General features: G+C 57.7%; 21 protein-coding genes. 3 read left to right on the forward strand and 18 right to left on the reverse strand.

All coding sequences use genetic code 11. The features are described 5' to 3' along the window. Positions 1 to 19: 19 nt before the first annotated feature. From hypB to C4S72_RS09555, 9 genes are read right to left on the reverse strand one after another with little or no spacing between them, the layout of a single operon-like run. Entirely contained in the window at positions 20 to 970 is a 951-nt protein-coding gene (gene hypB, locus C4S72_RS09515; protein ID WP_104002771.1) for a hydrogenase nickel incorporation protein HypB, read from the reverse strand. 1 nt (position 971) lies between these two features. Then, entirely contained in the window at positions 972 to 1,304 is a 333-nt protein-coding gene (gene hypA / locus C4S72_RS09520; RefSeq protein ID WP_104002772.1) for a hydrogenase maturation nickel metallochaperone HypA, read from the reverse strand. Position 1,305: 1 nt separating this feature from the next. Beyond that, a complete protein-coding gene (locus tag C4S72_RS09525; RefSeq protein ID WP_104002773.1) occupies positions 1,306 to 2,289 on the reverse strand; it encodes a hypothetical protein in 984 nt (327 codons plus the stop codon). 4 nt (positions 2,290 to 2,293) lie between these two features. Next, a complete protein-coding gene (hybE, locus tag C4S72_RS09530; protein WP_160115486.1) occupies positions 2,294 to 2,791 on the reverse strand; it encodes a [NiFe]-hydrogenase assembly chaperone HybE in 498 nt (165 codons plus the stop codon). Beyond that, complete coding sequence (locus C4S72_RS09535; RefSeq protein ID WP_104002775.1) at positions 2,784 to 3,002, reverse strand: rubredoxin; 219 nt, start codon at positions 3,000 to 3,002, stop codon at positions 2,784 to 2,786. Before C4S72_RS09535 ends, hybE begins: the two co-directional genes overlap by 8 nt. Beyond that, positions 2,999 to 3,862 (reverse strand): hydrogenase expression/formation protein, encoded by an 864-nt coding sequence (locus tag C4S72_RS09540; RefSeq protein WP_104002776.1) that lies wholly within the window; start codon positions 3,860 to 3,862, stop codon positions 2,999 to 3,001. The genes C4S72_RS09535 and C4S72_RS09540 overlap by 4 nt, the downstream gene beginning before the upstream one ends. A gap of 25 nt (positions 3,863 to 3,887) precedes the next feature. Then, a complete protein-coding gene (locus C4S72_RS09545; protein ID WP_104002777.1) occupies positions 3,888 to 4,319 on the reverse strand; it encodes a thioredoxin domain-containing protein in 432 nt (143 codons plus the stop codon). Between the two features lie 2 nt (positions 4,320 to 4,321). After that, complete coding sequence (gene hypC / locus C4S72_RS09550; RefSeq protein ID WP_104002778.1) at positions 4,322 to 4,645, reverse strand: HypC/HybG/HupF family hydrogenase formation chaperone; 324 nt, start codon at positions 4,643 to 4,645, stop codon at positions 4,322 to 4,324. Between the two features lies 1 nt (position 4,646). Then, positions 4,647 to 5,285: a HyaD/HybD family hydrogenase maturation endopeptidase gene (locus tag C4S72_RS09555; protein WP_104002779.1), complete on the reverse strand. Its 639-nt coding sequence runs from the start codon at positions 5,283 to 5,285 to the stop codon at positions 4,647 to 4,649. 382 nt (positions 5,286 to 5,667) lie between these two features. Between C4S72_RS09555 and C4S72_RS09560 the strand changes: the two genes are divergently transcribed. Further along, positions 5,668 to 7,089 (forward strand): two-component system sensor histidine kinase NtrB, encoded by a 1,422-nt coding sequence (locus C4S72_RS09560; RefSeq protein WP_104002780.1) that lies wholly within the window; start codon positions 5,668 to 5,670, stop codon positions 7,087 to 7,089. A gap of 346 nt (positions 7,090 to 7,435) precedes the next feature. Further along, complete coding sequence (locus C4S72_RS09565) at positions 7,436 to 9,670, forward strand: NADP-dependent isocitrate dehydrogenase (protein ID WP_104002781.1); 2,235 nt, start codon at positions 7,436 to 7,438, stop codon at positions 9,668 to 9,670. A 106-nt stretch (positions 9,671 to 9,776) separates the two neighbouring features. Here C4S72_RS09565 and C4S72_RS09570 read toward each other — a convergent pair whose 3' ends face one another. The 9 genes from C4S72_RS09570 to C4S72_RS09610 form a co-directional block, all read right to left on the reverse strand. Next, on the reverse strand, positions 9,777 to 11,411 hold the full coding sequence (locus C4S72_RS09570; protein ID WP_104002782.1) for a sensor domain-containing diguanylate cyclase: 1,635 nt from the start codon (positions 11,409 to 11,411) through the stop codon (positions 9,777 to 9,779). After that, on the reverse strand, positions 11,356 to 11,790 hold the full coding sequence (locus C4S72_RS09575; RefSeq protein WP_146071891.1) for a type 2 periplasmic-binding domain-containing protein: 435 nt from the start codon (positions 11,788 to 11,790) through the stop codon (positions 11,356 to 11,358). The genes C4S72_RS09570 and C4S72_RS09575 overlap by 56 nt, the downstream gene beginning before the upstream one ends. 11 nt (positions 11,791 to 11,801) lie before the next feature. Then, a complete protein-coding gene (locus C4S72_RS09580) occupies positions 11,802 to 12,983 on the reverse strand; it encodes a hypothetical protein (RefSeq protein ID WP_104002784.1) in 1,182 nt (393 codons plus the stop codon). Between the two features lie 419 nt (positions 12,984 to 13,402). Further along, a complete protein-coding gene (locus C4S72_RS09585; protein ID WP_104002785.1) occupies positions 13,403 to 14,134 on the reverse strand; it encodes an ABC transporter permease in 732 nt (243 codons plus the stop codon). Continuing rightward, a complete protein-coding gene (locus C4S72_RS09590) occupies positions 14,131 to 14,823 on the reverse strand; it encodes an ABC transporter permease (RefSeq protein ID WP_104002786.1) in 693 nt (230 codons plus the stop codon). Before C4S72_RS09590 ends, C4S72_RS09585 begins: the two co-directional genes overlap by 4 nt. Positions 14,824 to 14,917: 94 nt before the next feature. After that, positions 14,918 to 15,676, reverse strand: a complete 759-nt coding sequence (locus C4S72_RS09595) for a transporter substrate-binding domain-containing protein (RefSeq protein ID WP_104002787.1) — start codon at positions 15,674 to 15,676, stop codon at positions 14,918 to 14,920. 56 nt (positions 15,677 to 15,732) lie between these two features. Next, positions 15,733 to 16,506 carry an ABC transporter ATP-binding protein gene (locus C4S72_RS09600; protein WP_104002788.1) on the reverse strand — a complete coding sequence of 258 codons (774 nt, stop codon included), beginning with the start codon at positions 16,504 to 16,506 and terminating at the stop codon, positions 15,733 to 15,735. 344 nt (positions 16,507 to 16,850) lie between these two features. After that, positions 16,851 to 18,803 (reverse strand): methyl-accepting chemotaxis protein, encoded by a 1,953-nt coding sequence (locus tag C4S72_RS09605; RefSeq protein ID WP_104002789.1) that lies wholly within the window; start codon positions 18,801 to 18,803, stop codon positions 16,851 to 16,853. 264 nt (positions 18,804 to 19,067) lie between these two features. Continuing rightward, positions 19,068 to 19,685: a LysE family translocator gene (locus C4S72_RS09610; RefSeq protein ID WP_104002790.1), complete on the reverse strand. Its 618-nt coding sequence runs from the start codon at positions 19,683 to 19,685 to the stop codon at positions 19,068 to 19,070. Positions 19,686 to 19,985: 300 nt separating this feature from the next. Here C4S72_RS09610 and C4S72_RS09615 point away from each other — a divergent pair, with 300 nt between their 5' ends. Further along, positions 19,986 to 21,407, forward strand: a complete 1,422-nt coding sequence (locus tag C4S72_RS09615; protein WP_104002791.1) for an aminotransferase-like domain-containing protein — start codon at positions 19,986 to 19,988, stop codon at positions 21,405 to 21,407. The last annotated feature ends 10 nt before the right edge of the window (positions 21,408 to 21,417 follow it).

The raw sequence follows: 21,417 nt of genomic DNA on the forward strand, positions 1-21,417 counted from the left end.
CTCTCCGTTCAGAGCGACGTTAGAGCAGCGCTTCCAGCGCCTGGGCCTGCTGTTTGAGGGCGTTGATCCGATCCCGAATACGGGCCTCGCGGCGCGCCTCGATCCAGTCGAGCCATTCGGCCATACCCTCGCCACTGCGGGCCGATACCTGAAGCACTTCGATATTCGGGTTCACGCGACGGGCATAATCGATACAGGCTTCCACATCGAAATCCAGATGCGGCAGCAGATCGGTCTTGTTCAGCAGCATCAGGTCCGCGGCATGGAACATATCCGGGTATTTCAGCGGCTTGTCTTCACCCTCGGTGACCGAAAGGATCGCCACCTTGTGCGCCTCGCCAAGATCGAATGCTGCAGGGCACACCAGGTTACCCACGTTCTCGATAAACAGCACACCGCCTTCGAGTTCACCGAGCCGTTCCAGCGCATGGCCAATCATATGCGCATCCAGATGACAGCCCTTGCCGGTGTTGATCTGAATGGCGCGAGCGCCGGTGGCGCGAATACGATCCGCATCGTTGGCGGTCTGCTGGTCGCCTTCGATCACCGCCAGCGGCAGCCGCTCACCGAACATCTCGATGGTGCGTGTCAGCAGCGTGGTTTTACCCGAGCCGGGACTGGACACCAGGTTCAGTGCAAACAGCGACGCCGCAGCGAAGCGAGCCCTGTTCTGCGCCGCATAACGGTCGTTCTTACCCAGGATATCCTGCTCTATCTGCACCATACGGCCCTGACTGAGCCCCGGTGCATGGGCATGAGCCGCACCCTGACCGTAATGCAGGTTCATCCCTTCCGCCACCAGCGGTGAAGTGTCGGCATCCGCATGTTGATGCGAGTGCTCATGCGAATGGTCATGGGGATGGCTGTGATCATGCCCAGCGGCATGGCTATGTGCATGAGCGTGCTCATGATGGTGATGGTCACCTTCGATACGGGTTTCACCCTCGGCACAACCGCAAACGGTACACATTTTATTCTACCTCCAGCTCTTTTATTCTCAGCTCGTCGCCACGCGTCACCTGCAGTTGATAGCTGCCGCAGTTAACGCAGCTGTCGTACCTCTGGGTGATCGGCACCGTTGTTGCGCAGCCCAGGCACCAGGCCTCACCGGGCAAATCGATAATATCCAGCCGCGCCCCTTCGGCCAGGGTGTTGCGCGTTACCGCATCAAAACAGAACCGCAGGGCTTCGGATTCCACCGCAGCCAGTGGCCCTATCTCCAGCCAGACATGTTTCACGCGGGTGTAGTTTTGCGCCAGGGACTGCTCCTCAAGCAGCTGCACTACCCCCTCAGCGATCGACATCTCATGCATCGTTCATTCTCACTTCGAAAGCCACGCAGGGATCGATGGCCAGTGTCAGCTCCCGGGTCAGCGCTTCGGCTGAATCCCGGTCGATGACAACATTGTTGAGGCGCCGCACCAGCGCCCCCTCAGTATGAAAGTTACGGTCGGTGGGAGCCAGTATCTGCCAGCGCTCAACCCTGTCGCCGTCCAGCTCGATGCCGTGCATCAACCATCCCCGCGCGGTCAGTGCCCAACCGGTCGCCAAGCCATCGCCGCTGCACTGCGCGAGCCCAGCCAGAGCCTCAGCGGTCTCACCCTCCAGCAGTGCCAGCGCGTCATCCACCTGGCTAACCAGAGTCTGAAGCACTTCAGCGATCACCCGGGCCGCATCACGACAACCCAATGCCGCGGCGACAGGTCCTGTCTCCAGTGAGGGCTGCCCAGCCCCCGGCATACCCGGCTCCAGCACCTTGCCCGAACCGCCAAGCTCTATGCCGCGCCAGCGCTCACAGTGGTTAGCGATCCAGATATCCTGCTCGGTGGGCTGGCAACGCAGCCCCCGCCACCAGTTACCAAGCTCAACAACGACAAGCGCCGCTTCGGCCGGATCGGTCTCCAGCGCCTGGCTCAGCGTTTTGCATAGCCTGATGCACTGTGCCGCCGCATCGTCATCAATACTGGGATAACGCCAGTCCAGCAGCAGGCGCATCAGGCTCTCGCGCAGCCTCTCAATCGCCACCTGAGAGTTTCGCACCTGCTCGATTTCGGCATTGGCGATGCACCCTCGCGCCGCTTCCAAAGCGCGGGTTGCGGCAACACGGTGTGCCACCGAGCAGATGGAGAACAGCATGCCGAGCAGTTCCACTGCCTGATCGGGATCACGCCCGCGCAGCAGCGCCCCCACCTGACCGGACGGCCGCAATAGCGCCGGGTTAACAGCGCTAATTTTGTGACCGTCGTGATAGAGATCGACCTGTAGCTTTCCCGCACTTATCGCTGTCATGAGATTACTTTCCCTGGCTGGCTCCCAGCATGCGCCGAAACAGTTCCCGACGCCGCGGGTTTTCGGCCTGCGCAGCAGCATCCGGCGCTGCGCTGTCTTTATCTGTCGATGGCTGCGGCGCCGTAAAGATCAACGCTGCGATCTCGGCGGCTAAGGATTGCGCATCGGCCTGGCTCTGCAGACCCCGCGTATCCGACAGCAATGAAGCGCTGCCATAATGCCCCACCGACTCGTTATAGGCGACGATACCTTCGTACTCACCGGATGCCAGAGACAGCACGCAGCTCTCTCCCTTGGGCGGCATCAGGCCAGATTCGTCCGGTCGCCACACCAGATTGAGACACCAGGGAAGGATCAATATCCCCACCTGGGCCCCATCCAGCTGTTGCCAGCCGAACATGGCCGGTTCCAGCGCCGGGTTATACATCGGCAGACCCGCCATGCGGGCAGTAGCTTCGCGATACACCTGCAGTATCTCGGCGGCGCTGTCCTGCTCAGTCATCGACCACCATGAACTGGTCACGGTCGCCATCGCAGTTGGGGCAACGCCAGTGATCCGGCAGATCGGCAAACGCCGTTCCCGGCTCTATCTGCCACACCTCGTCGCCCTCGGCGGGATCATAAATGTGCCAGCAGATCTTGCACTCCAGCCGGCTGTCAGGCGCGATGCGCGAACCATCACCGAGGTAACTGCCTTCGAAACGTGCGCTCATACCAGCACCTCACGCATCTCCTTGAGTCGTTCAGCGGAGTCCTCCAGATCCTCTTTCGCCGCGCAGGCGACCTGCGGGATCTCGATCACTTCCAGCGTATCCAGGATCAGCTGATCGGTACTGTTGAAGTACTGCACACGCCAGATGCCCGGCACGGCGCAGGCACCGATGCGGCAGTTGCCATAGCCTCGCGACAGGATCACAACCGCGCCCTGCCCCAACCGGGCGTTCAGGCAGTCATGATCTTCCGGCGAGAACGGCAGCAGCGACAGGTTAATCACGTGAGGCATCTGCCGAGGCGACTGTTGATGGGCTCTGGCCACATCCAGAAGCTCGACCAGCACAGGTCCCGCATTGAGAATATCCTTGGGCAGGCTGGCTGAATCCAGCAGGGGAATCTGCGTTGCCGCGAAGGCTTTCAAGCGTGCCAGCTCCGGCACATCGGCCACCTCCAGCCACTGACTCTGCAACACGCCCGACGCATCCACACGCTGCAGCCACCAGACTCCAGCCAATACGGTTTCCTGGGCACGGATCGGCTGCTCCCCCATGATCTGCAGCGCCACCTCGCCCTCACCCAGCACCTGATACAGCAGCGCTCTGCCACTCTCGCCTAGATCATCCAGCGGAATACGGCGGGTCGGCATGCCGGGACGATACTCATCCAGCGCTTCTTGCAGACGCCCCAGCAACAGCAGGGTTTCCGGCGATTCAGCCACCTGCTCGGCTTCCGGCAGACTGGGTAGCTCGAAGGTGTACATCTCCTTCGGCATCGGCATGTAGCTGAGCGTTTCCTCTTCAGACTTGGAGCCAGGACCTATGGCCGGCGTCAGGTCGAACAGCGGGATCTCCTTACTCATAAAAAGTCCTTACTTATAAAAGTGCTCAATGGCCGCAGGTAGATGATTCGCTGCCGGTTACCACCGGAATACCGATACCGGGGTTTCGACGCGGCTCCGCCACTAAAAGGCGTTCTATCTCGTCGATATATTCATCCCAGTTACGCACCTTGGAGATCGCACCGAGGTAACGCCCCTGTTTCAGAAACACCAGGGTCGGCCAGGCGTTAAAGCCGTAACGCCCCTGCAGGCTGCGCTCATCTTTCGCGGCGATCACCGCAGGAGAGAGCTGCGGGAAGCGTTTAACCAGTTCCGGCAGGATCACCGCCACATCCAGGCTTTCAGAAAAGCGGTTCGGATCCTCGGCGAAAAACAGCACGCTGAACGCCTGCTCGCGGGTATGGGAATCGACGCTGTCTGCGTCCAGGCTCGGGTAGCCATAGCGGCTGTTCAGCTGTTCAAGCAGGGGATGAGTCATGGTTAGTTCTCTATCGGTTTATGTACAGCGCCACGAAGGTGTTCAGGCAATTGCGGCTCTCGATCTACAAGGTCGGCAAATAGCCGGTCTATTGCGGCAACATCGCCTCTAGCGCTGGCGTGCAACGCCTCGAGGGCACTGGAGACTTGAGTCGCGCGTTCTGCAGTCATGACATCCCGAGCGGCGCCGGCGAAAACCATTAACCAGTCACCCTGATTAAACGGACCGACCAGACGGGTATCCACCCAGGTCTGCTCGCCACGACCGGAGCACAGCGCCCGACCTGATTCGATTTCCAGCACCTGCATCGGCACTCCGATACACATGTCAGGATTCCTCGTTCAGATCGATGGCAGGATTAAGAAAACGGGCATCGCCGGTGCGGCACGCCTGATCGGAAGCGGGACGGCCCTGCTCATAGGCCTGCAGCGCCAGTTGTCCCGGTGAGAGTTCCTCGGCCGCCAGGCCGGTTTCGCTGCGCGACTCAGCCACTACCCCGCGCTCGGCAAGAAAGTTAAGCGCAATCTCCAGCGCCTCATCGATACGGTCGCGTACGACCGGGGTCAGGCTGCCGCCGAAATCTTCCAGAAGCTCCGGCTGCACGCCGATCAGCAACAGCTCCGACGGATAGCTGCCGGTGAACTCAGCCATCGCCAGTACTTCCTGAAAACCGGTCTGATGCAGGCTCATCTGTTTGGCACCCATAAACTTGGGCACCTCCTCATCACGCACAATCCTCAGCGTTCCCGGCTTCAGGCCGTAATCCACCGCATCAAACACCAGCAGCCGGCTGGCATTCTGGACATGCTGTACGAGGTAAATGCCCTGGGTGCCACCGTCGAGCAGCTTCACCTGCTCAGGAAACCGGTAACGCTGGTTCAGCGTTTCGACACATCGCACCCCGAAGCCCTCATCGGCCCAGAGCACATTGCCTATACCCAGTATCAGTGTTGTATCGCCTGTCATCGCTCATCCCCGGCAGTCGCAGCGTCTTCGGCTTGTCAGTTTTCCAGTTCACAAGAAACCTATTACCAAGTCCCCCTAAACAAAGACCATGCCACAACGCCAAAAGCGCTCTACAGGGTGTTACACCAGGGGTTACAGGCCAGACGATAGACGAGGAAGTGAAAACATGAATTCCACTTAACAAACATTAGTGGAATTTTAGTTTCCACCCACAAACCTGAAGCTTTACATTAAATTGCAGTTTGAGACGGTCCCGGCCAGACCTCGAATCGGCTATAATCACCGGACGATCAGAAAGTTACCCTCTGTCAGAACCGGGTAACCTGTTTTTCCGTAAGCTACCTTTTCCTCAGTTATCGCTTTCAAGGGCCTACATCCTCATATGACCCGTCTTTTTATTGCTCTTTGCACATTGATCGCCAGCCCGCTTGCCTTCGCCGACATTTTCGCTCCCTTCAGAGAAACTGACGGCAGCACCAACTGGCAGTATGTCGCCAACTTCTCCAGCGGGGTGCTGATCATCCTGCTGACACTGGTGGTACTGATTCTCTTCGTCACCTGGCGTCGCGCCCGTCGTTATAACCTGGCACTGGAAGAGATCCGCGGCCATCTTGAGCAGCGCGTACGTGAGCGCACCGCAAAGCTGGAGCAGGAAGTCTCCGAGCATGTGGTCACCACCAAGATGCTCAAGTCATCCCAGTCATATATTCAGAACATCCTGAGCTCCATGCCGCTGGTACTGGTGGGCCTTGACCGCCAGGGCGTCATCACCCAGTGGAACAAACGCGCAGAACAGATCTCCGGCATCAGCAGCGACGACGCCATAGGTCAGAACCTCTGGGAGATCTACTCCGATATCACCGTCGCGCCACGCCATATAGAGCAGGCGCTGGAGAAAGGCGAGGCAATCACCCTGCGCCACAGCCAGCCGGGCAGCTACCACTTTGATATCACCGTTTACCCGCTGCATAACTACAGCGATCCGGGCGTGGTGATTCTGGTGGACGACGTGACCAAGCGCGTCATCGCCGAAAACATGCTGATCCACCACGACAAGCTCTCCTCCATGGGCGAACTTGCCAGCACCATGGCCAGCGATATCAACACACCACTGCAGGGTATCCTGTTCGATCTGCGCAGTTTCCAGGGCGCACTGGAGTCCGGCAAGCTACTGCCGCCAGGCACCGAGAGCAGCCCGGAGAGCAAGCACCTGCACGAGCTGCTGGAAAGCGCCTCAGAAAGTGGGCGCAAGGTGGAATCGATCATCCGCAATCTGCTGCAGTTTGCCCGTGGTCGCAGCGACAAACCACAGAACGCCAACGTGGTCGATGTGATCGAGCATGCGCTTGAACAGTCACGGGATGTGCTGGCCGAACCGGATACCTTCCCGTTCACCAGCGTCCAGATCGAGCGGCACTACCAGGATAATGTGCCGATGGTGCCCTGCTACGTCACTGAGCTGCAGCAGGTGTTCCTGAGCCTGTTCCGCCACGCCTACCAGGCACTGATTGAAAAGAGCGATGCCGGCTTCAAACCGCGCATCGACATCTACGTGGCAGAGAACTTCGACGCCCTGTCGATCCGCGTTGAGCACAACGGTGTCGGTCTCACCGCCGATGAGCAGATGCACCTGTTCGAGCCGTTCATGCACAGCGACGGCAGCATCGAACAGGCCAAGGTCGGCGCCGCCAAACGCCTGTCGCTGGCCTTCTTCGTCATCACCGAACAGCATCAGGGTCACATGGCGGTCACCTCCGATCCGGATACTGGCTCTGCGTTCCATATCCAGCTAGACCACGAATAAGCACAAGCTGTAACGCGGGTTCGCGAGATTCAGATTGGGGCCATCAAGGCCCCGCAATAGCTGGCAAAACAGCGTTGCCAAACACGCTTACGGTATTAGACTTAGGGCTAAAAACTGCAAAAAACGGCCCTTCGCGAGCATTTGGCCATATATCGAAGCCTCCTCTTTCGGTACAATGCGACGCCACAAAAATACTCATAAAGTAGGAACCTGCGAATAAATCCTGCAGCGTTTGCCTCCCCAGGAGTTGTTCGCAGATATCTGAACGACAAGTTGATCAGGGTGACCAAAAGTCCCCTTTTCGAACTGCTTTGGCCAAACCAGCCATCCAACACTGGGGAAAAGAATGACGACATCAAATCAGAAAATCATTTACACCATTACGGACGAAGCGCCGGCGCTGGCAACCCACTCGCTGCTGCCGATCGTTCGCTCCTTCGCTGCCGCTGCCGGCATTGAAGTCGAAACCAGTGACATCTCTGTCGCCGCGCGCGTACTGGCCTCTTTCCCTGAGCGCCTGAGCGAAGATCAGCGCGTCCCCGATTCTCTGGCCGAGCTCGGCGCCCTGACCCAGAGCCCGGATGCCAACATCATCAAGCTCCCCAACATCAGTGCTTCCGTTCCGCAGCTGCGCGCCGCGATCGCCGAGCTCCAGTCCCAGGGTTACAACGTTCCCGACTTCCCTGAAGAGCCGAAGACTGACGAAGAGAAAGATATCCGCGCCCGTTACGGCAAGATCCTCGGCAGCGCCGTAAACCCGGTTCTGCGTGAAGGTAACTCCGACCGTCGCGCACCGGCTGCCGTTAAAGCCTTCGCTCGCAAGTTCCCGCACTCCATGGGCAAGTGGAGCAAAGCTTCCCAGTCCCACGCTGATTACATGCGCGGCGGTGACTTCTTCTCCAGCGAACAGTCCGTCACCATGGCTGATGCTGGCGACGTCCGCATTGAGTTTGTCGGTAAAGACGGCAACGTCGAAGTGAAAAAAGAGCTGAGCCTGCAGGCTGGCGAAGTATTCGACGGCATGTTCATGAGCGCCAAGAAGCTGCGTGAGTTCTTCGAAGGTACCCTGAACGATTGCAAAGAAACCGGCGTCATGTGGTCCCTGCACGTTAAAGCGACCATGATGAAGGTGTCTCACCCGATCGTATTCGGTCACGCTGTGACTGTTTACTACAAAGACCTGTTCGACAAGTGGGGCGCCACCTTCGAAGAGATCGGCGTAAACCCGAACAACGGTCTGTCCAGCGTCTACGACAAGATCAAGCAGCTGCCTGAATCCCAGCAGGAAGAGATCCTGCAGGACATCCACGACTGCTACGCTGAGCGTCCGGAAATGGCGATGGTTGATTCCGTTAAGGGCATCACCAACCTGCACATCCCGAGCGACGTTATCGTTGACGCCTCCATGCCGGCAATGATCCGTAACTCCGGTCAGATGTGGGGCCGCGACGGCAAGCAGAAGGACACCAAGGCGGTAATGCCTGAGTCCACCTATGCCCGCATCTACCAGGAAGTGATCAACTTCTGCAAAACCAACGGCGCCTTCGATCCGACCACCATGGGTACCGTACCGAACGTGGGCCTGATGGCTCAGAAAGCGGAAGAGTACGGCTCCCACGACAAGACCTTCGAAATGAAGGCTGACGGCACCATGCGCGTTGTTAACGCTGCAACCGGCGAAGTCCTGATGCAGCACGAAGTCGAGAAAGGCGACATCTGGCGCGCCTGCCAGACCAAAGATGCGCCGATCCGCGACTGGGTCAAACTGGCCGTTAACCGTGCCCGCAACTCCGACACTCCGGCGATCTTCTGGCTGGATCCGGAACGCGCTCACGACATGCAGCTGAAAGCCAAGGTCGAAGAGTACCTGAAAGAGCACGACCTGAGCGGTCTGGATATCCGCATCCAGGATTACAACGGTGCAATCCGCGAATCCATGGAACGCGCTATCCGTGGCCAGGACACCATCTCCGTGACCGGTAACGTACTGCGTGATTACCTGACCGACCTGTTCCCGATCATGGAACTGGGCACCTCCGCCAAGATGCTGTCCATCGTTCCGCTGATGGCCGGTGGCGGCATGTACGAAACCGGTGCTGGCGGTTCTGCACCGAAACACGTACAGCAGCTGGTTGAAGAGAACCACCTGCGCTGGGATTCCCTGGGTGAATTCCTGGCACTGGCGGCGTCTCTGGACGAAATGGGCATGAAGTACGACAACCCGAGCGCCCGCATTCTGGGTCAGGCTCTGGACAAGGCTACCGGCCACATCCTGGAGAACAACAAGTCTCCATCACGTAAGGTCGGCGAGCTCGACAACCGTGGCAGCCACTTCTACCTGGCTCTGTACTGGGCGCAGGAACTGGCTAACCAGACCGACAACACTGAACTGGCGAAAGTCTTCAAGCCGCTGGCTGACCAGATGACCGCCAACGAAGCGAAGATCGTTGCAGAGCTGGCCAGTGTTCAGGGCAAGCCGGTTGAAATCGGTGGTTACTACCACGCTGATCCGGCCAAGGCTTCTGAAGTGATGCGCCCGAGCGCTACACTGAACAACCTGCTGGATTCCCTGTCAGTCTAAGACTGCAGCTGAAAGCCAAGGCGCCCTTTCATTGAGATCGGGCGCCAATAAAAAACCGGCCCTTGAGCCGGTTTTTTGTTGCCTGCAGACTGTTCGCGCCTGACCGCTACTGCAACGATGAAGACTTCTGCTCCAGCGACGAATCTCCAAATACCCAGTAGCTGTTCTTGTCGCCCTTTTTGACCACGTACATCGCCTCATCCGCGGCTTCCACCAGCCGCTCAACACTGAAGCCAACCCGCTCCGACGAGGCGATACCGATACTGCCTCCCACCTGCACCCAGACCTCGGGACGGATCTCCACAGGCTGCGCAAACACGGAAAGCAGGTTACGCCCCACGGTATCGACCGCATCCTTGCCTGCAGCCAGCATGGAAACCACAAACTCATCACCACCCCAGCGCACGATCACATCATCAGCGCGCAGCGCCCCCTGAAGACGCAACGAGATCTCCTTCAACACAATATCGCCGGCGTCGTGGCCATAGACATCATTCACCGGTTTGAAGTCGTTCAGATCGATCAGACAGAGAATAAAATCACCGCCGCGGGCCTGCGCCTGCTCAATCTGCTTCGGGAAGCCAGCCACACCACCACGGCGGTTCAATAGCCCTGTCAGTTGGTCATGGGTGGCGCCGTATTCGAAGTGCTGCTCAATCAGCGCCCTGTCGGAGATATCGGAGAAGACGACTTCGATATAACCCTCCTCATCGCTATTCTGCGACTCGATCACCGAGAACACCGCGCGCACCCAGACCTCCAGATCACCCGCGAGCATCAGATCGTGGAAAACACTGCCATGATTCTGGCGCACCCTGGCCAGAATCTCTTCAACCAGATCGGGGTCCTTAAACAACCGCGCTAGCGGCTGAGCCTCCTCCTGATCGAGATTGGGACAAAGGTGCTCAACCAGAGACTGAAAAGCAGGATTCGCCAGCGACAGACGGTTGTGCTCATCCACCAGGACTATGCCTGCGTGGGACCCCTCGAATATCAGACGGAATTTTCGCTCCAGCAGGGCGATACGCCGGGCTTGTTCTGCCTGGCTGAGATAGGCGCTATGGATAGCGGAGAGCATCGAGTTGATGTTTTTGGCCAGGTAACCGATCTCATCCTCACTGCGGGTAGCGACCTCCTTGAGCTTGCTCTCATTGCTCAGATCGATCTGACGCAATTGGCCAACGACTGAGCCCAGCGGACGGGTAACAACCACGCGCACAGCCCAAAGTATGGCTATGGAGACCATCAACAGCAGAGCGAGCTGGCCACTCACCACAGACCGCCCTTTACTCGCCGCCAGCTTCTCGATCTGATTCAGATTAGCGTAAACCCGGATACTGCCGACTGCTGTCGCCGGGTCGAAAGGTGATGCGAGCTCGAGGACAAAATCAGCGACCCGCCCCGCTTCAACCACCCCGGAGGACACCTGCTCGCCATCGACGATGTCGATAACCACCATCGAGATATAGCGACTGCTCTGCAAACCAGAAGAGATTTCCAAAGCCATTTGCAGATCCTGCAGGTAGGCGGCAATCGCCGCATTACCTTCGACCACCGAGACCATCTCTCTGACCATCGCGATAGCCGTGGTGCGCTCCTGCTCCTGCGCACGCAGAAAATTAAGGTAACCACCGATGGTCAGAAAGGCCGCGGCCAGGCAGATAATCGCCACCGCGATCTGGAGATCAAGGCGCTCCCTGACCATCCTCTTTAATAACGAAAATGGTCTTAAGGTTTTCATTTTCGCTGTCCTCTGGCAGGTAACCTAGCGCGTTCGGATTGTTCGCCAGCAGCGCTGCAATATCACCCGACTTTGTTACGCTCATAGGTGGCGTCGCGCGTCCGGTAAACATCAGCCTAGCCCAGTAGGCATTGACTTCCGAAACTTTCATGCCGATCAACGCCTGGTAAAACGCAGCCCTCACTGGCGAGTCGACCGGTGCATCTATCTTCATCACGGGCGAGCCGTCCGGCAGACTGTGCACCCGTCCCATGTAGAGATCGACCAGCTCACGCTTGCTGATTGTATTGACCGTGGAGTCCTTGCTCACCACGACCAGGATGTCACCAGCAGAAACCGTACCACTATATGCCAGCAACACCAGTATGACTTTGCTCATCCACTTCATAGTCAGAATACAAAGTCCATGCTCAGGGTAAATGTATCCAGCTTCGCACTCGGCGTCTGCTCGGTCTCACGCCCCCAGAGAAACGCCTCACCCTCTTCCACCCAGGTACGATCCCACTGCATCTTAAGTGCCATGTTACTGCGCAGGTCCCAGCGCGCACCCAGTGAGAATGTTTTCTGATCACTCTGCACCGAGTTCAGCGCTCGCTGAATATAATGGCCCAGCGGCTGAGGCAGCAGCGGTGCATCGAGCTTCGCGGCGTCTTCGGTAGTGCGGGCATGGGATACCAGGCCAAACAGGGAGACATCGCCAAAGCGACGACTCAGGCCGGCATAACCGCCGAGAAAAGGCAGAAACAGCTCGCCTTCAGAATCCAGATAAGCGATCTCCGCAGTCGCTTTCCAAGGCCCGGTACGGTACTCGGCGGCCAGCGAGTAATACTCGGTCTGCACACCATCCAGCCTGAGCGTTTCGACAACATCCCGGCCACCGGTGATGGGCGGCAACGACAGCAGATAGCCTTTAAGCAGATCGACGTTTGGGTTGCTGAAATCCTGGATTTTCGAGCGCGCGTAGGAAGCCGTCAGCGCAAAATTGTTTAGCTCATAGCGCAGAGAGGCACCGTAAAAAGGCTGCAGCTCGAAAAAGTTATGCTGATAGAAAGACTCGAAGACGTTCTTGGTCTTACCAGCGTAGAGCTTCGCTGAAAGCGTGCCGGGGCCAGCCGGACGGCTGTACCTGAGATCCACCCCATCAAGGTAGGAAAACGGAATCAGGCCATAGTAGTCTACCGGAGGCCTGACCCAATCGTAGGCAAAACCGATATTCTCATATTCGGACATCGGCAGCAGGTCCAGACCCAGACGTCCCGCTCTCAGGGTCCAGCGCGGATCTATGTTGTACGAGAGGTAGGCTGCCTCCACCGATTCCTCAAGACCGTTTTCCGGGCGATCCTTGCCGACTAGCTGTAGCGTTCCTTTCAGACTGTCGCTGAAAGTCGCATCAACCTGGACGCCCAGCACAGAGTCAGGCCTGAAGGACCAGTTGCCGAACTCTCCCTCCTGAGAGACGTTGCTGCGAAAACCGAAGTCATCGTCGCCTCCCTTGGTCAGGGCGATGGAGCCAAAGCCACTGATGCGGAGATTATCGGGAAAATGATCAGCCGAAGCCGCGGCAGAAACCACAGCAAGCAGAGCACCAATAGCCGCGGCAACTAATCGGCGCGGCGCAGGTAAACAGGCGGGACGGGGGGCAAAGAAAATCAAATGCTTTCAACTTCATACAAAACAGCATTTATCGAGCGTCGTTACCTGACCAAAACCTCCCCTCCCTGAGACAGGAGCGCTATGTTACCAAAAAACAACATAATCGGAAGTGACTTTTTGGCTAATTTCTAACCTACTTTAGCCCGAGCTCATATACCCTGCGAACCAGGGCGAAGCCGCCGCTGCAAGCACAAATAAAAACCCCGTGAGTCCTGAGACATCACGGGGTTAAATAGTAAATGAAATAACCTGCCTGATTCACTTTCATCAAGCTCTTGGGTCAACCCCGAAGGTCGGCAACCGACGCCGAGGTGATCCTAGCCTGCAAACTTCTACACTCAGTTACCGATCGGCTGTTTTTTAGCTTCGACCGTGGGCGCCTTGTAATGCTGATAGCGGTTCAGGCGATGCTCGATCAGTCTGAAGCAACCGATCATGATGGCGGTGATCAGCAGATAAAGCATGCCGGCGGCGAAGAAGATCTCCAGCGGGGTATAGGTGCGAGCGATGATCGTCCGCGCCGCGCCGGTGATATCGAGCAACGTGATCGTTGAGGCCAGTGAACTGCTCTTCAGCATCAGGATCAGCTCATTACCGTACGCCGGCAGAACGATCCCAAAGGCCCGCGGTAGCACGATGCGGCGGATCTTCAACGAGCGGCTCATACCGAAGGCATCGGCCGCTTCCAGCTCCCCTTTTGGAATCGCCTGAATGGCACCGCGGATCAACTCCGCCGTATAGGCCGCAGTATTCAGCGTGAAGGCGATAATCGCACACCAGTAAGGTTCTTTGAGGATCGGCCAGAGCGCAGACTCCTTGATCGCGTCAAACTGGGAGGCGCCGTAATAGATCAGGAAGATCTGCACCAACAGCGGCGTACCGCGGAAAAAGAAGATATAGCCAAACGGCAGCATACGCAGCCAGCGGTTGTGCGAGGCGCGCATCAGCGCCAGAGGCACCGCCAGGATCAGGCCGAGCAGACCGGACAGGAAAACCAGCTCCAGCGTCACCCACACGCCATCGATCAGGCGCGGCATGTACTCGTAAATAACACTCCAGTTCCAATTCATGCGCGCGCTCCCCGTGCCGCAGGGTCAGCCGCACGCTCCAGCCAGGTGGTGGTCAGGGTCGCCAGCACTGTCAGCCCCAGATAGATAATCGCCGCCGCCATATAGAAGGTAAATGGCTGCTTGGTTGAACCCGTAGCCACATAAGCCTGGCGCATCAGGTCGTTAAGCCCCACCACGGAAACCAGCGCCGTGTCCTTCAAAAGCACCTGGAACAGGTTGCCAAGCCCGGGCAGCGCCAGCCGCCAGACCTGCGGCAGGATAATGCGAAAAAAGGTCTTACCGCGCGTCATGCCCAGAGCCTGAGCCGACTCCCACTGCCCTTTGGGAATCGCCTGAATCGCGCCACGGAACACTTCGGTGGAATAGGCGCCAAAGGCGATGGAAAGCGCAGCGACACCGGCTGCGAAAGCGCTGATTTCGATGTATTCGGTGTAACCGAACTTCTCGGCCACCGCCATCAACAGCATGGAGCCGCCGAAATAGATGGTCAGCACCAGCAGCAGTTCGGGGATGCCGCGCACCAGCGTGGTGTAGGCAGTTGCCAGCATGCGTGCCGGCCAGAAGGAAGATAGCTTGGCCGAAGCGCCGAGCAGACCAAACGCCAGTCCGAAGACAAGGCTGGTCAGCGCAAGCTTGATGGTAACCCAGGTGCCAGATAGCAGCAGGTCACCGAATCCTAATAGATCCATAAATAAGATCACCGCGGGAGCGGCCAGCCCCTTGATCAGCTGACGGCCGCCCCTTTGTCTTTAAAGGTGGAAAGTCTTTCTAAATGGATAAGTCTTAATATATGGAGAACGGGAAATATTTTTCGTTGATTTCAGCATAGGTGCCATCATCAACAATTGCCTTGATCGCGGCGCTGAATTTGTCCTTCAGGTCATCACCCTTACGCACGGCGATGGCGATCTTGTCATCGATATCGATATCTGCACCCTTGAACTCGAAGCCTTCACCTTCTGCACTGCGCAACCAGTCAAAAGCGGGGAACTTGTCGGACAACAGCGCGTCGAGACGACCGGCGCCCAGATCCAGGTAGGCGTTATCCTGGGTATCATAGAGCTTCACATTGACCACATCGCCAAGCTCATCTTCGAGGTACTGACCCGCCACGGTGGCGCGCTGAGCACCCACGGTGAGACCCTTCAGGCTTTCAGCACTGCCGTCGAAATCGCTGCTGGCCGGTGCAATGTAAGCCAGCACGTTGGAGTAGTATGGCGCGCTGAAATCCACCACGCGCTGACGCTCTTCGGTGATCGACATGGAGGCGACAATGGCGTCGTACTTGCGACCCATCAGACCCGGAATGATGCCATCCCAATCCTGGGCGACGATTTCGCAGTCCGCTTCCATCTGCGCGCAGAGCGCTTTTGCGATGTCCACATCAAAGCCTACCAGCTCACCATTCTCATCGGTCATGTTGAACGGCGCGTAGGCACCTTCTGTCGCAATACGGATTTTGTCGGCGGCACTCGCCAGGGTCGAACCCAGAGAAGTCGCCAGAATCAGGGAGGCAGCCGTAATCAGTTTGCTTGCTTTCATAAACTAGTCACCGTTTGTCACTAAGTTGAGTTTGCGGGGCTGTGCCAAGCCATAGCTCAGTGATGGCTGGCCATAAAGTCACGCACTCGAGGGGATGTCGGTCGGTCAAACACCTCTTCCGGTGTTCCCGACTCTTCTATATTGCCCTGGTGAAGGAACACCACCTTGTTCGAGACCTCACGCGCAAAGCGCATTTCGTGTGTCACGATCAACATGGTGCGGCCCTCTTCGGCCAGCGAACGCATAACCGCCAGGACTTCATTGACCAATTCCGGGTCCAGCGCAGACGTGGGCTCGTCAAACAGCAGCACACGTGGTTCCATCGCCAAGGCCCGAGCGATAGCGATACGCTGCTGCTGGCCACCCGAAAGGTTGGCCGGATAGACGTTCCGCTTGTCATACAGACCCACCCGCTCGAGCAGTTTCTCGGCGCGGGCGATCGCTTCATCCCTGGATAGCTTCAGCACCTGGGTCGGTGCCTCGATGATATTGTCGATAATGGATTTGTGCGGCCAGAGGTTGAAGTTCTGGAACACGAAGCCGATCTCGGAGCGCATACGCTCCAGCTGACGGCTGTTGCTCGCCTTCAGATCACCATCTTTACCGGACTCGAGCGCCAGCTCCTCACCGGAAATAATGATCCGCCCCTTGCTCGGGCGTTCCAGCAGATTGATGCAGCGCAGCAGGGTACTCTTACCGGAGCCACTGGACCCCAGAATCGAGATAACTTCCCCATCTCCGGCACTGAGCGATACCCCTTTCAGTACTTCAAGCGTACCGTAAGACTTGTGAATATCGACCAGCTCCAGCGCTGTCTTTTTCTGCTCCATACCCGCCCTATTCAAACCCATATCAGAAAACAGCCAACTTTAGCTGAACTACGCGCCTGAGCCAGTGAAGGATCAGGTCGCTAAGCCCTTATGTAACGAAATTGACCGATTGGTTAGACAATTTTGTAATATTGCCATTCTCCACTGCAAAGTTCATCCGCCGAGGTCAACGAATACCCGTCAGATAGGCAAAATCATCACGAATTAAATTCATAGTAGCCAAAAAAGAAAAAGCCCGACCAGAACGGCCGGGCTGAAGATCAAGAGGGGAGATCTTAAAAGGAGGCAGGCGAACCTGCCCGTAACGGCATGAGGTCAGCGCACGAGCCGCGCTGCTTTTACAATCAGACTTTAAATTCCTTCACCAGCCCCTGCAGATTCCTGCTGACATCAACCAGCATGCGGGTTGCAGCCACGGTTTCGCTGGAGCTGGTCGCCGAGGTTTCGGTGATATCACGCACTCGCACCACGCTCTGGTTGATCTCTTCAGCCACGGAGCCCTGCTCTTCGGCCGCGGTGGCGATCTGCTGGTTCATCTGCTGAATCAGCGATACCGCGTTGGCGATATTGTCCAGCAGGCTGCCTGTGGTGTGAGTTGAAGAGACACTTTCGTCGGTCATCTGCTGACCGGATTCCATCATCGCCAGCGATCGTTCTGCGTTTTGCTGCAAACTGCCGATCAGCTCTTCGATCTCGGTAGTCGACTCCTGGGTTCGCTGGGCCAGCCCGCGCACCTCATCGGCCACTACCGCGAAACCACGCCCGGCATCTCCGGCGCGAGCCGCTTCGATCGCTGCGTTCAGCGCGAGCAGGTTAGTCTGCTCGGCGATCCCTTTAATCACATCGATCACACGACCGATATCGTCGCTCTGCGCCTTGAGCTCGCCCATAGCGTTCGCGGTTGCAGATATTTCAGAGGCCATGCGGTTGATGGTTTCGACGGTTCCGCTGATCCCCTTCACGCCCTCTTTCGCCTGGTTATCGGCATCATCGGCGGCGCCTGAGGCATCCTCGGCACTGCGCGCCACCTCCTGCACCGCCATGGTCATCTCGTTGATCGCTGCGGCCACCTGGTCGGTTTCAGCTCGCTGAAGCTCCATCCCCTGCTGGTTTTTCTCGGCGGAGGAGTTGATCTGAGACGATGCAGAGGTCAGCTCGCTGACTCCCTGGTTGATCCGGCTGAGCAGTTCACGCAGACGGCTGTTCATCTGCGCCATGGCGCCCATAAGTGCACCGATTTCATCTTTGCGATTGCTATCGATGGTCTGCGTCAAATCACCCTCAGCAATGCGATGCGCCGCATTCGCGGCATCGGCCAGCGGCCGACCGATAACCCGAGCGATCAACATCGCCAGCAACAGACCCAGCACGATTGCCAGCGCAGTCACCACGGTCAAAATCAGGTTGGACTGGCGAGCGTCTACCCTCTGCGCTTCGGCCTGGTCGTCCAGCATCTGCGCAACTTCCTTAGACAGCGCTATAGCAGAGCCCACCAGAGCCAGTTGCGCATCGCCAAGGCGGTTATCGATCTGATGCACCCGCATCAGATACTCACCGTACTGATTCAGGTTACTGGCCGCCTCGTTCAATGTATTACGTGAGATACCGATCTGGCTCTGGCGCAAGGTATCGGCCAGGTCATTGAACTCGGCGACAATTTTTTCGATGGTGCCATCCAGAGCCCGGGATCCGTTCTCGGTGCGGTTATCTGCCGCAGCCAGCGTAATCAGATAGCCACGCACCTGATATCGGGCCATGGTGTAGCGGTGATAGGCCTTCTCAGCCAGCGCTGCAGCCCTCCAATCATCGCGCTGCAGCGCAATCCGGTTCGCTTCATCACTGATCTCACCCAGCAGCCCCAGTAGAGCGGAACCATAGCTTGCCCACTCTTTGCGGGTATCGACACGCTCACTTTTCAGGCTGAGAATCTTGTTCAACTGCCCCTGGTAGGAACTCAGGGTTCTGCCAAGCTCATCCAGCGCACGCGTTTCGCCGGCGTCCAGATCTCTCGCTTTCAGCTGATTAAGCTTCGCCACCATGCGTTCGATGTTCTCGCTCAGCACCTCGTAATCCGCTTCCGCGCCAGTACGCAGGTAACGCTGGCGAGAGCTCTTCGCATCCATCAGCGCGACATTGATATCTTCGGCCAGGCTGACCTTCTCACTACTGTCTTTTGCCATTGAGAGCCCCCGGCCGCCGGCCAGGGCTACAATCAGTGTCAGCAGCAGGATGGTTCCAAAACCGATCAGAAGTTTTTTACCGATGGAGATGTTTTCGAGGAGCTTGGTAATTCCCATAGGATTCCGTTTCCGTGAGCCAGAGGTGTGAACTGACCTTAGCGGCAGCCCTATGGATTTATTTAATCATTTATATGACTCTAAATAAATAATGTATCCACAATGCAACAATATATTAGCGATTGCTCAAATTACGCCCAGAAAGGTTATTCAGTGATCAGCGTAAGCCCTCTCTGCGGACAGCCATTAGGCGCGACAGTTACTGAGACAGGATTGAAAGAGAAATCAGGAAAAGAAAACCGGCCAGAACGGCCGGTTTATATATCAGGCAAGAATCATAATGACGCAGGCAGCGGTCAGTGTACCCATCACTGCGTTAAACCAGCGCCAGTGCAGCGGCGTATGCAGCAGGCGCCCGATGGCCACTCCAAACCCCGCCCAGAGTGCAATGGATGGCAGGTTGGTCACGCCCATCAATAGCACCACAACGATGGCAGAAGTGACAAAGGCGTCGCCGGTCAAGGTGAACGATGCGATACCGGAGATCGCCATCACCCAGGCCTTGGGGTTGGCAAACTGGAACGCTGCGGCCTGCATGAAAGTCATTGGCCGTTTCGCTTCAGCATCACTGGTTTTGCTTGGCGGAGGTGCACTGGCGATTTTCCACGCAAGCCAGAGCAGATAAATACTGCCCACCACCTTGAGCCCCAGCTGCAGCACAGGCCACTGCTGGAACATTGCGCCCAAGCCCAGGGCAACTGCACTCATCAGCACCATACAGCCAACGGTGATACCCGCCATGTGCGGCAGAGTACGCAGAAAGCCGTGGTTGGCGCCGGAGGCGGTCAGCATCATGTTGTTGGGGCCTGGCGTCGCGGACATGCTGAATGCAAAGGCAACAACCGGCCCGGCCAGAGCAAGCAGTTCGGCGGTAGAGATCATGACCTTCCCCCCTGCAAGCAACAACGGCGACGACGGCTCTGACGCATCATGATGGCCATCACCTCAACGACCGCGCATACAGACTGAACCACCGGCAGATTAAGGAGTTGGGAACCATGAATAGACATATAGAGCCTCCGATGCATAATTGTATGCATACAATTATCAGTAAATAGGATATAAACACCTCATACGAGAGGTACAATCAAGGTTAGTGCGGGACTTAAAACCGAGCAATCAGAGTTTTGTACCCCATACACTCAAATGTCACCCTGACAATCAGCCCGGGATAAAAGCCGCATGAGCATCAAGGAAAAAGCCCAGCAACGGGCGAGCTGGCTGCCCTCCGGCCAGACACCGGCCGGGGCGCGCTACAAAACCCTCGCCGACCAGATCGCTGCCGCCATCGCATCCGGCGAGCTCAAGCCGGGAGACCGACTACCACCGCAGCGCCTGCTCGCCGATGCGCTGGAGGTGACCGTCGGCACAATCACCCGCGCCTATAAGGAAGCGGAAAGGCGGGGCCTGCTTGAAGCCAAGGTAGGCAGTGGTACACGGGTCAGGGGTAAACACAGTGATGAGCCAAACTTCCACCATCTCTCGAAAGCCACCGGAGACAGCATCGATCTGTCCCTGAGCATCCCTATCCCCTGCGCTCTGCGCGAGCGGCAGCTGTCGGCGATCATGGCCAGGCTGAGCGAGCAGCCCAGTGCACTGCACAACGCGCTCGAGTATCAGTCGGAAAAAGGTAACCCTGAGCAGAGAAAACAGCTGGCAGCCTGGCTCAGCGGCCAGAATCTTCATATCGACGCCGATGAGCTGTTGCTATCGATTGGCGGGCAGCACGCGGACTTTCTGGTGCTGCAATCGTTAATCCGGCCCGGGGAAGCGGTAGCATCCGACGCCCTGACCTACCCCGGCATGATCGCCTGCGCCCGTCAGCTCGGACTCAAGCACCTGCCGGTGTCCATGGATCGTGAGGGGATGCGCCCGGATGCACTTGAGCGACTGTGCGAGCGCCAGCGGGTACGCCTGCTCTACCTGATGCCGGAGCATAACAACCCCACAGCGGCGCATATGAGTGAGCAGCGGCGGCGGGAAATCGTCCGCATCGCACGTAAATACGACCTGCTGATTCTGGAGGATGGTGTGCAGTTCGTCAGCGCAGAGCTGCGCGGCACGCCGTTTTTTGAACTGGCGCCGGAGCGGGCTTTTTATATTTTCAGCGTGTCGAAGATTCTATCAGGCGGTCTCAGGTTCGGCTGCCTGCGAGCGCCCTCAGCTCTGATCCCTCAACTCGCGGCAGGACTAAGAGCCCAGTTCTGGTCCAGCCCGGGGATTGTCGGAGCCGTTGCCTGCGAGTGGCTTGCAAGCGGCGATGCCGACATCCTGATCAACTGGCAGAACCAGGAACTGGCAGCACGCCATGCGCTTCTGGAGCAGGTGTTTCGCGGGTACGACTTTCACGCCCACCCCTGCGGGTTTCACGCCTGGCTGCATCTGCCCGAGCCCTGGCGCGCCAGCGACTTTGTCGAACAGGCACGGCACCGAGGCGTGACCCTGGTCAGCCCCGAACCCTTCTGCGTGGGCACCCAGCCGGCGCCTCAGGCGGTGCGGATCTGCATCACCCCGCCCACCTCTATTGAATCGCTGGAAACCGGGCTGAACCGGTTACGGGACCTGCTGGCAGAAGGCCCCAGCCCAACGGCGCCGCTGGTATAAGCCGGGGCCT

The sequence above is a fragment of the Marinobacterium lutimaris genome, from assembly GCF_900108065.1.
GTDB lineage: Bacteria > Pseudomonadota > Gammaproteobacteria > Pseudomonadales > Balneatricaceae > Marinobacterium_D > Marinobacterium_D lutimaris.

Bases quoted from the DNA above. Each gene is read 5' to 3' on its own strand.
- C4S72_RS09590 (WP_104002786.1), bottom strand. From the start codon at position 14,823: ATGGATCTATTAGGATTCGGTGACCTGCTGCTATCTGGCACCTGGGTT.
- C4S72_RS09610 (WP_104002790.1), bottom strand. From the start codon at position 19,685: ATGATCTCTACCGCCGAACTGCTTGCTCTGGCCGGGCCGGTTGTTGCC.
- C4S72_RS09565 (WP_104002781.1), top strand. From the start codon at position 7,436: ATGACGACATCAAATCAGAAAATCATTTACACCATTACGGACGAAGCG.
- hypC (WP_104002778.1), bottom strand. From the start codon at position 4,645: ATGTGTATCGGAGTGCCGATGCAGGTGCTGGAAATCGAATCAGGTCGG.
- C4S72_RS09600 (WP_104002788.1), bottom strand. From the start codon at position 16,506: ATGGAGCAGAAAAAGACAGCGCTGGAGCTGGTCGATATTCACAAGTCT.
- C4S72_RS09570 (WP_104002782.1), bottom strand. From the start codon at position 11,411: ATGAAAACCTTAAGACCATTTTCGTTATTAAAGAGGATGGTCAGGGAG.
- C4S72_RS09585 (WP_104002785.1), bottom strand. From the start codon at position 14,134: ATGAATTGGAACTGGAGTGTTATTTACGAGTACATGCCGCGCCTGATC.
- C4S72_RS09615 (WP_104002791.1), top strand. From the start codon at position 19,986: ATGAGCATCAAGGAAAAAGCCCAGCAACGGGCGAGCTGGCTGCCCTCC.
- hypA (WP_104002772.1), bottom strand. From the start codon at position 1,304: ATGTCGATCGCTGAGGGGGTAGTGCAGCTGCTTGAGGAGCAGTCCCTG.
- C4S72_RS09535 (WP_104002775.1), bottom strand. From the start codon at position 3,002: ATGAGCGCACGTTTCGAAGGCAGTTACCTCGGTGATGGTTCGCGCATC.
- C4S72_RS09540 (WP_104002776.1), bottom strand. From the start codon at position 3,862: ATGAGTAAGGAGATCCCGCTGTTCGACCTGACGCCGGCCATAGGTCCT.
- hypB (WP_104002771.1), bottom strand. From the start codon at position 970: ATGTGTACCGTTTGCGGTTGTGCCGAGGGTGAAACCCGTATCGAAGGT.
- C4S72_RS09605 (WP_104002789.1), bottom strand. From the start codon at position 18,803: ATGGGAATTACCAAGCTCCTCGAAAACATCTCCATCGGTAAAAAACTT.
- C4S72_RS09545 (WP_104002777.1), bottom strand. From the start codon at position 4,319: ATGACTCATCCCCTGCTTGAACAGCTGAACAGCCGCTATGGCTACCCG.
- C4S72_RS09525 (WP_104002773.1), bottom strand. From the start codon at position 2,289: ATGACAGCGATAAGTGCGGGAAAGCTACAGGTCGATCTCTATCACGAC.
- C4S72_RS09575 (WP_146071891.1), bottom strand. From the start codon at position 11,790: ATGAGCAAAGTCATACTGGTGTTGCTGGCATATAGTGGTACGGTTTCT.
- C4S72_RS09595 (WP_104002787.1), bottom strand. From the start codon at position 15,676: ATGAAAGCAAGCAAACTGATTACGGCTGCCTCCCTGATTCTGGCGACT.
- C4S72_RS09560 (WP_104002780.1), top strand. From the start codon at position 5,668: ATGACCCGTCTTTTTATTGCTCTTTGCACATTGATCGCCAGCCCGCTT.
- C4S72_RS09555 (WP_104002779.1), bottom strand. From the start codon at position 5,285: ATGACAGGCGATACAACACTGATACTGGGTATAGGCAATGTGCTCTGG.
- hybE (WP_160115486.1), bottom strand. From the start codon at position 2,791: ATGACTGAGCAGGACAGCGCCGCCGAGATACTGCAGGTGTATCGCGAA.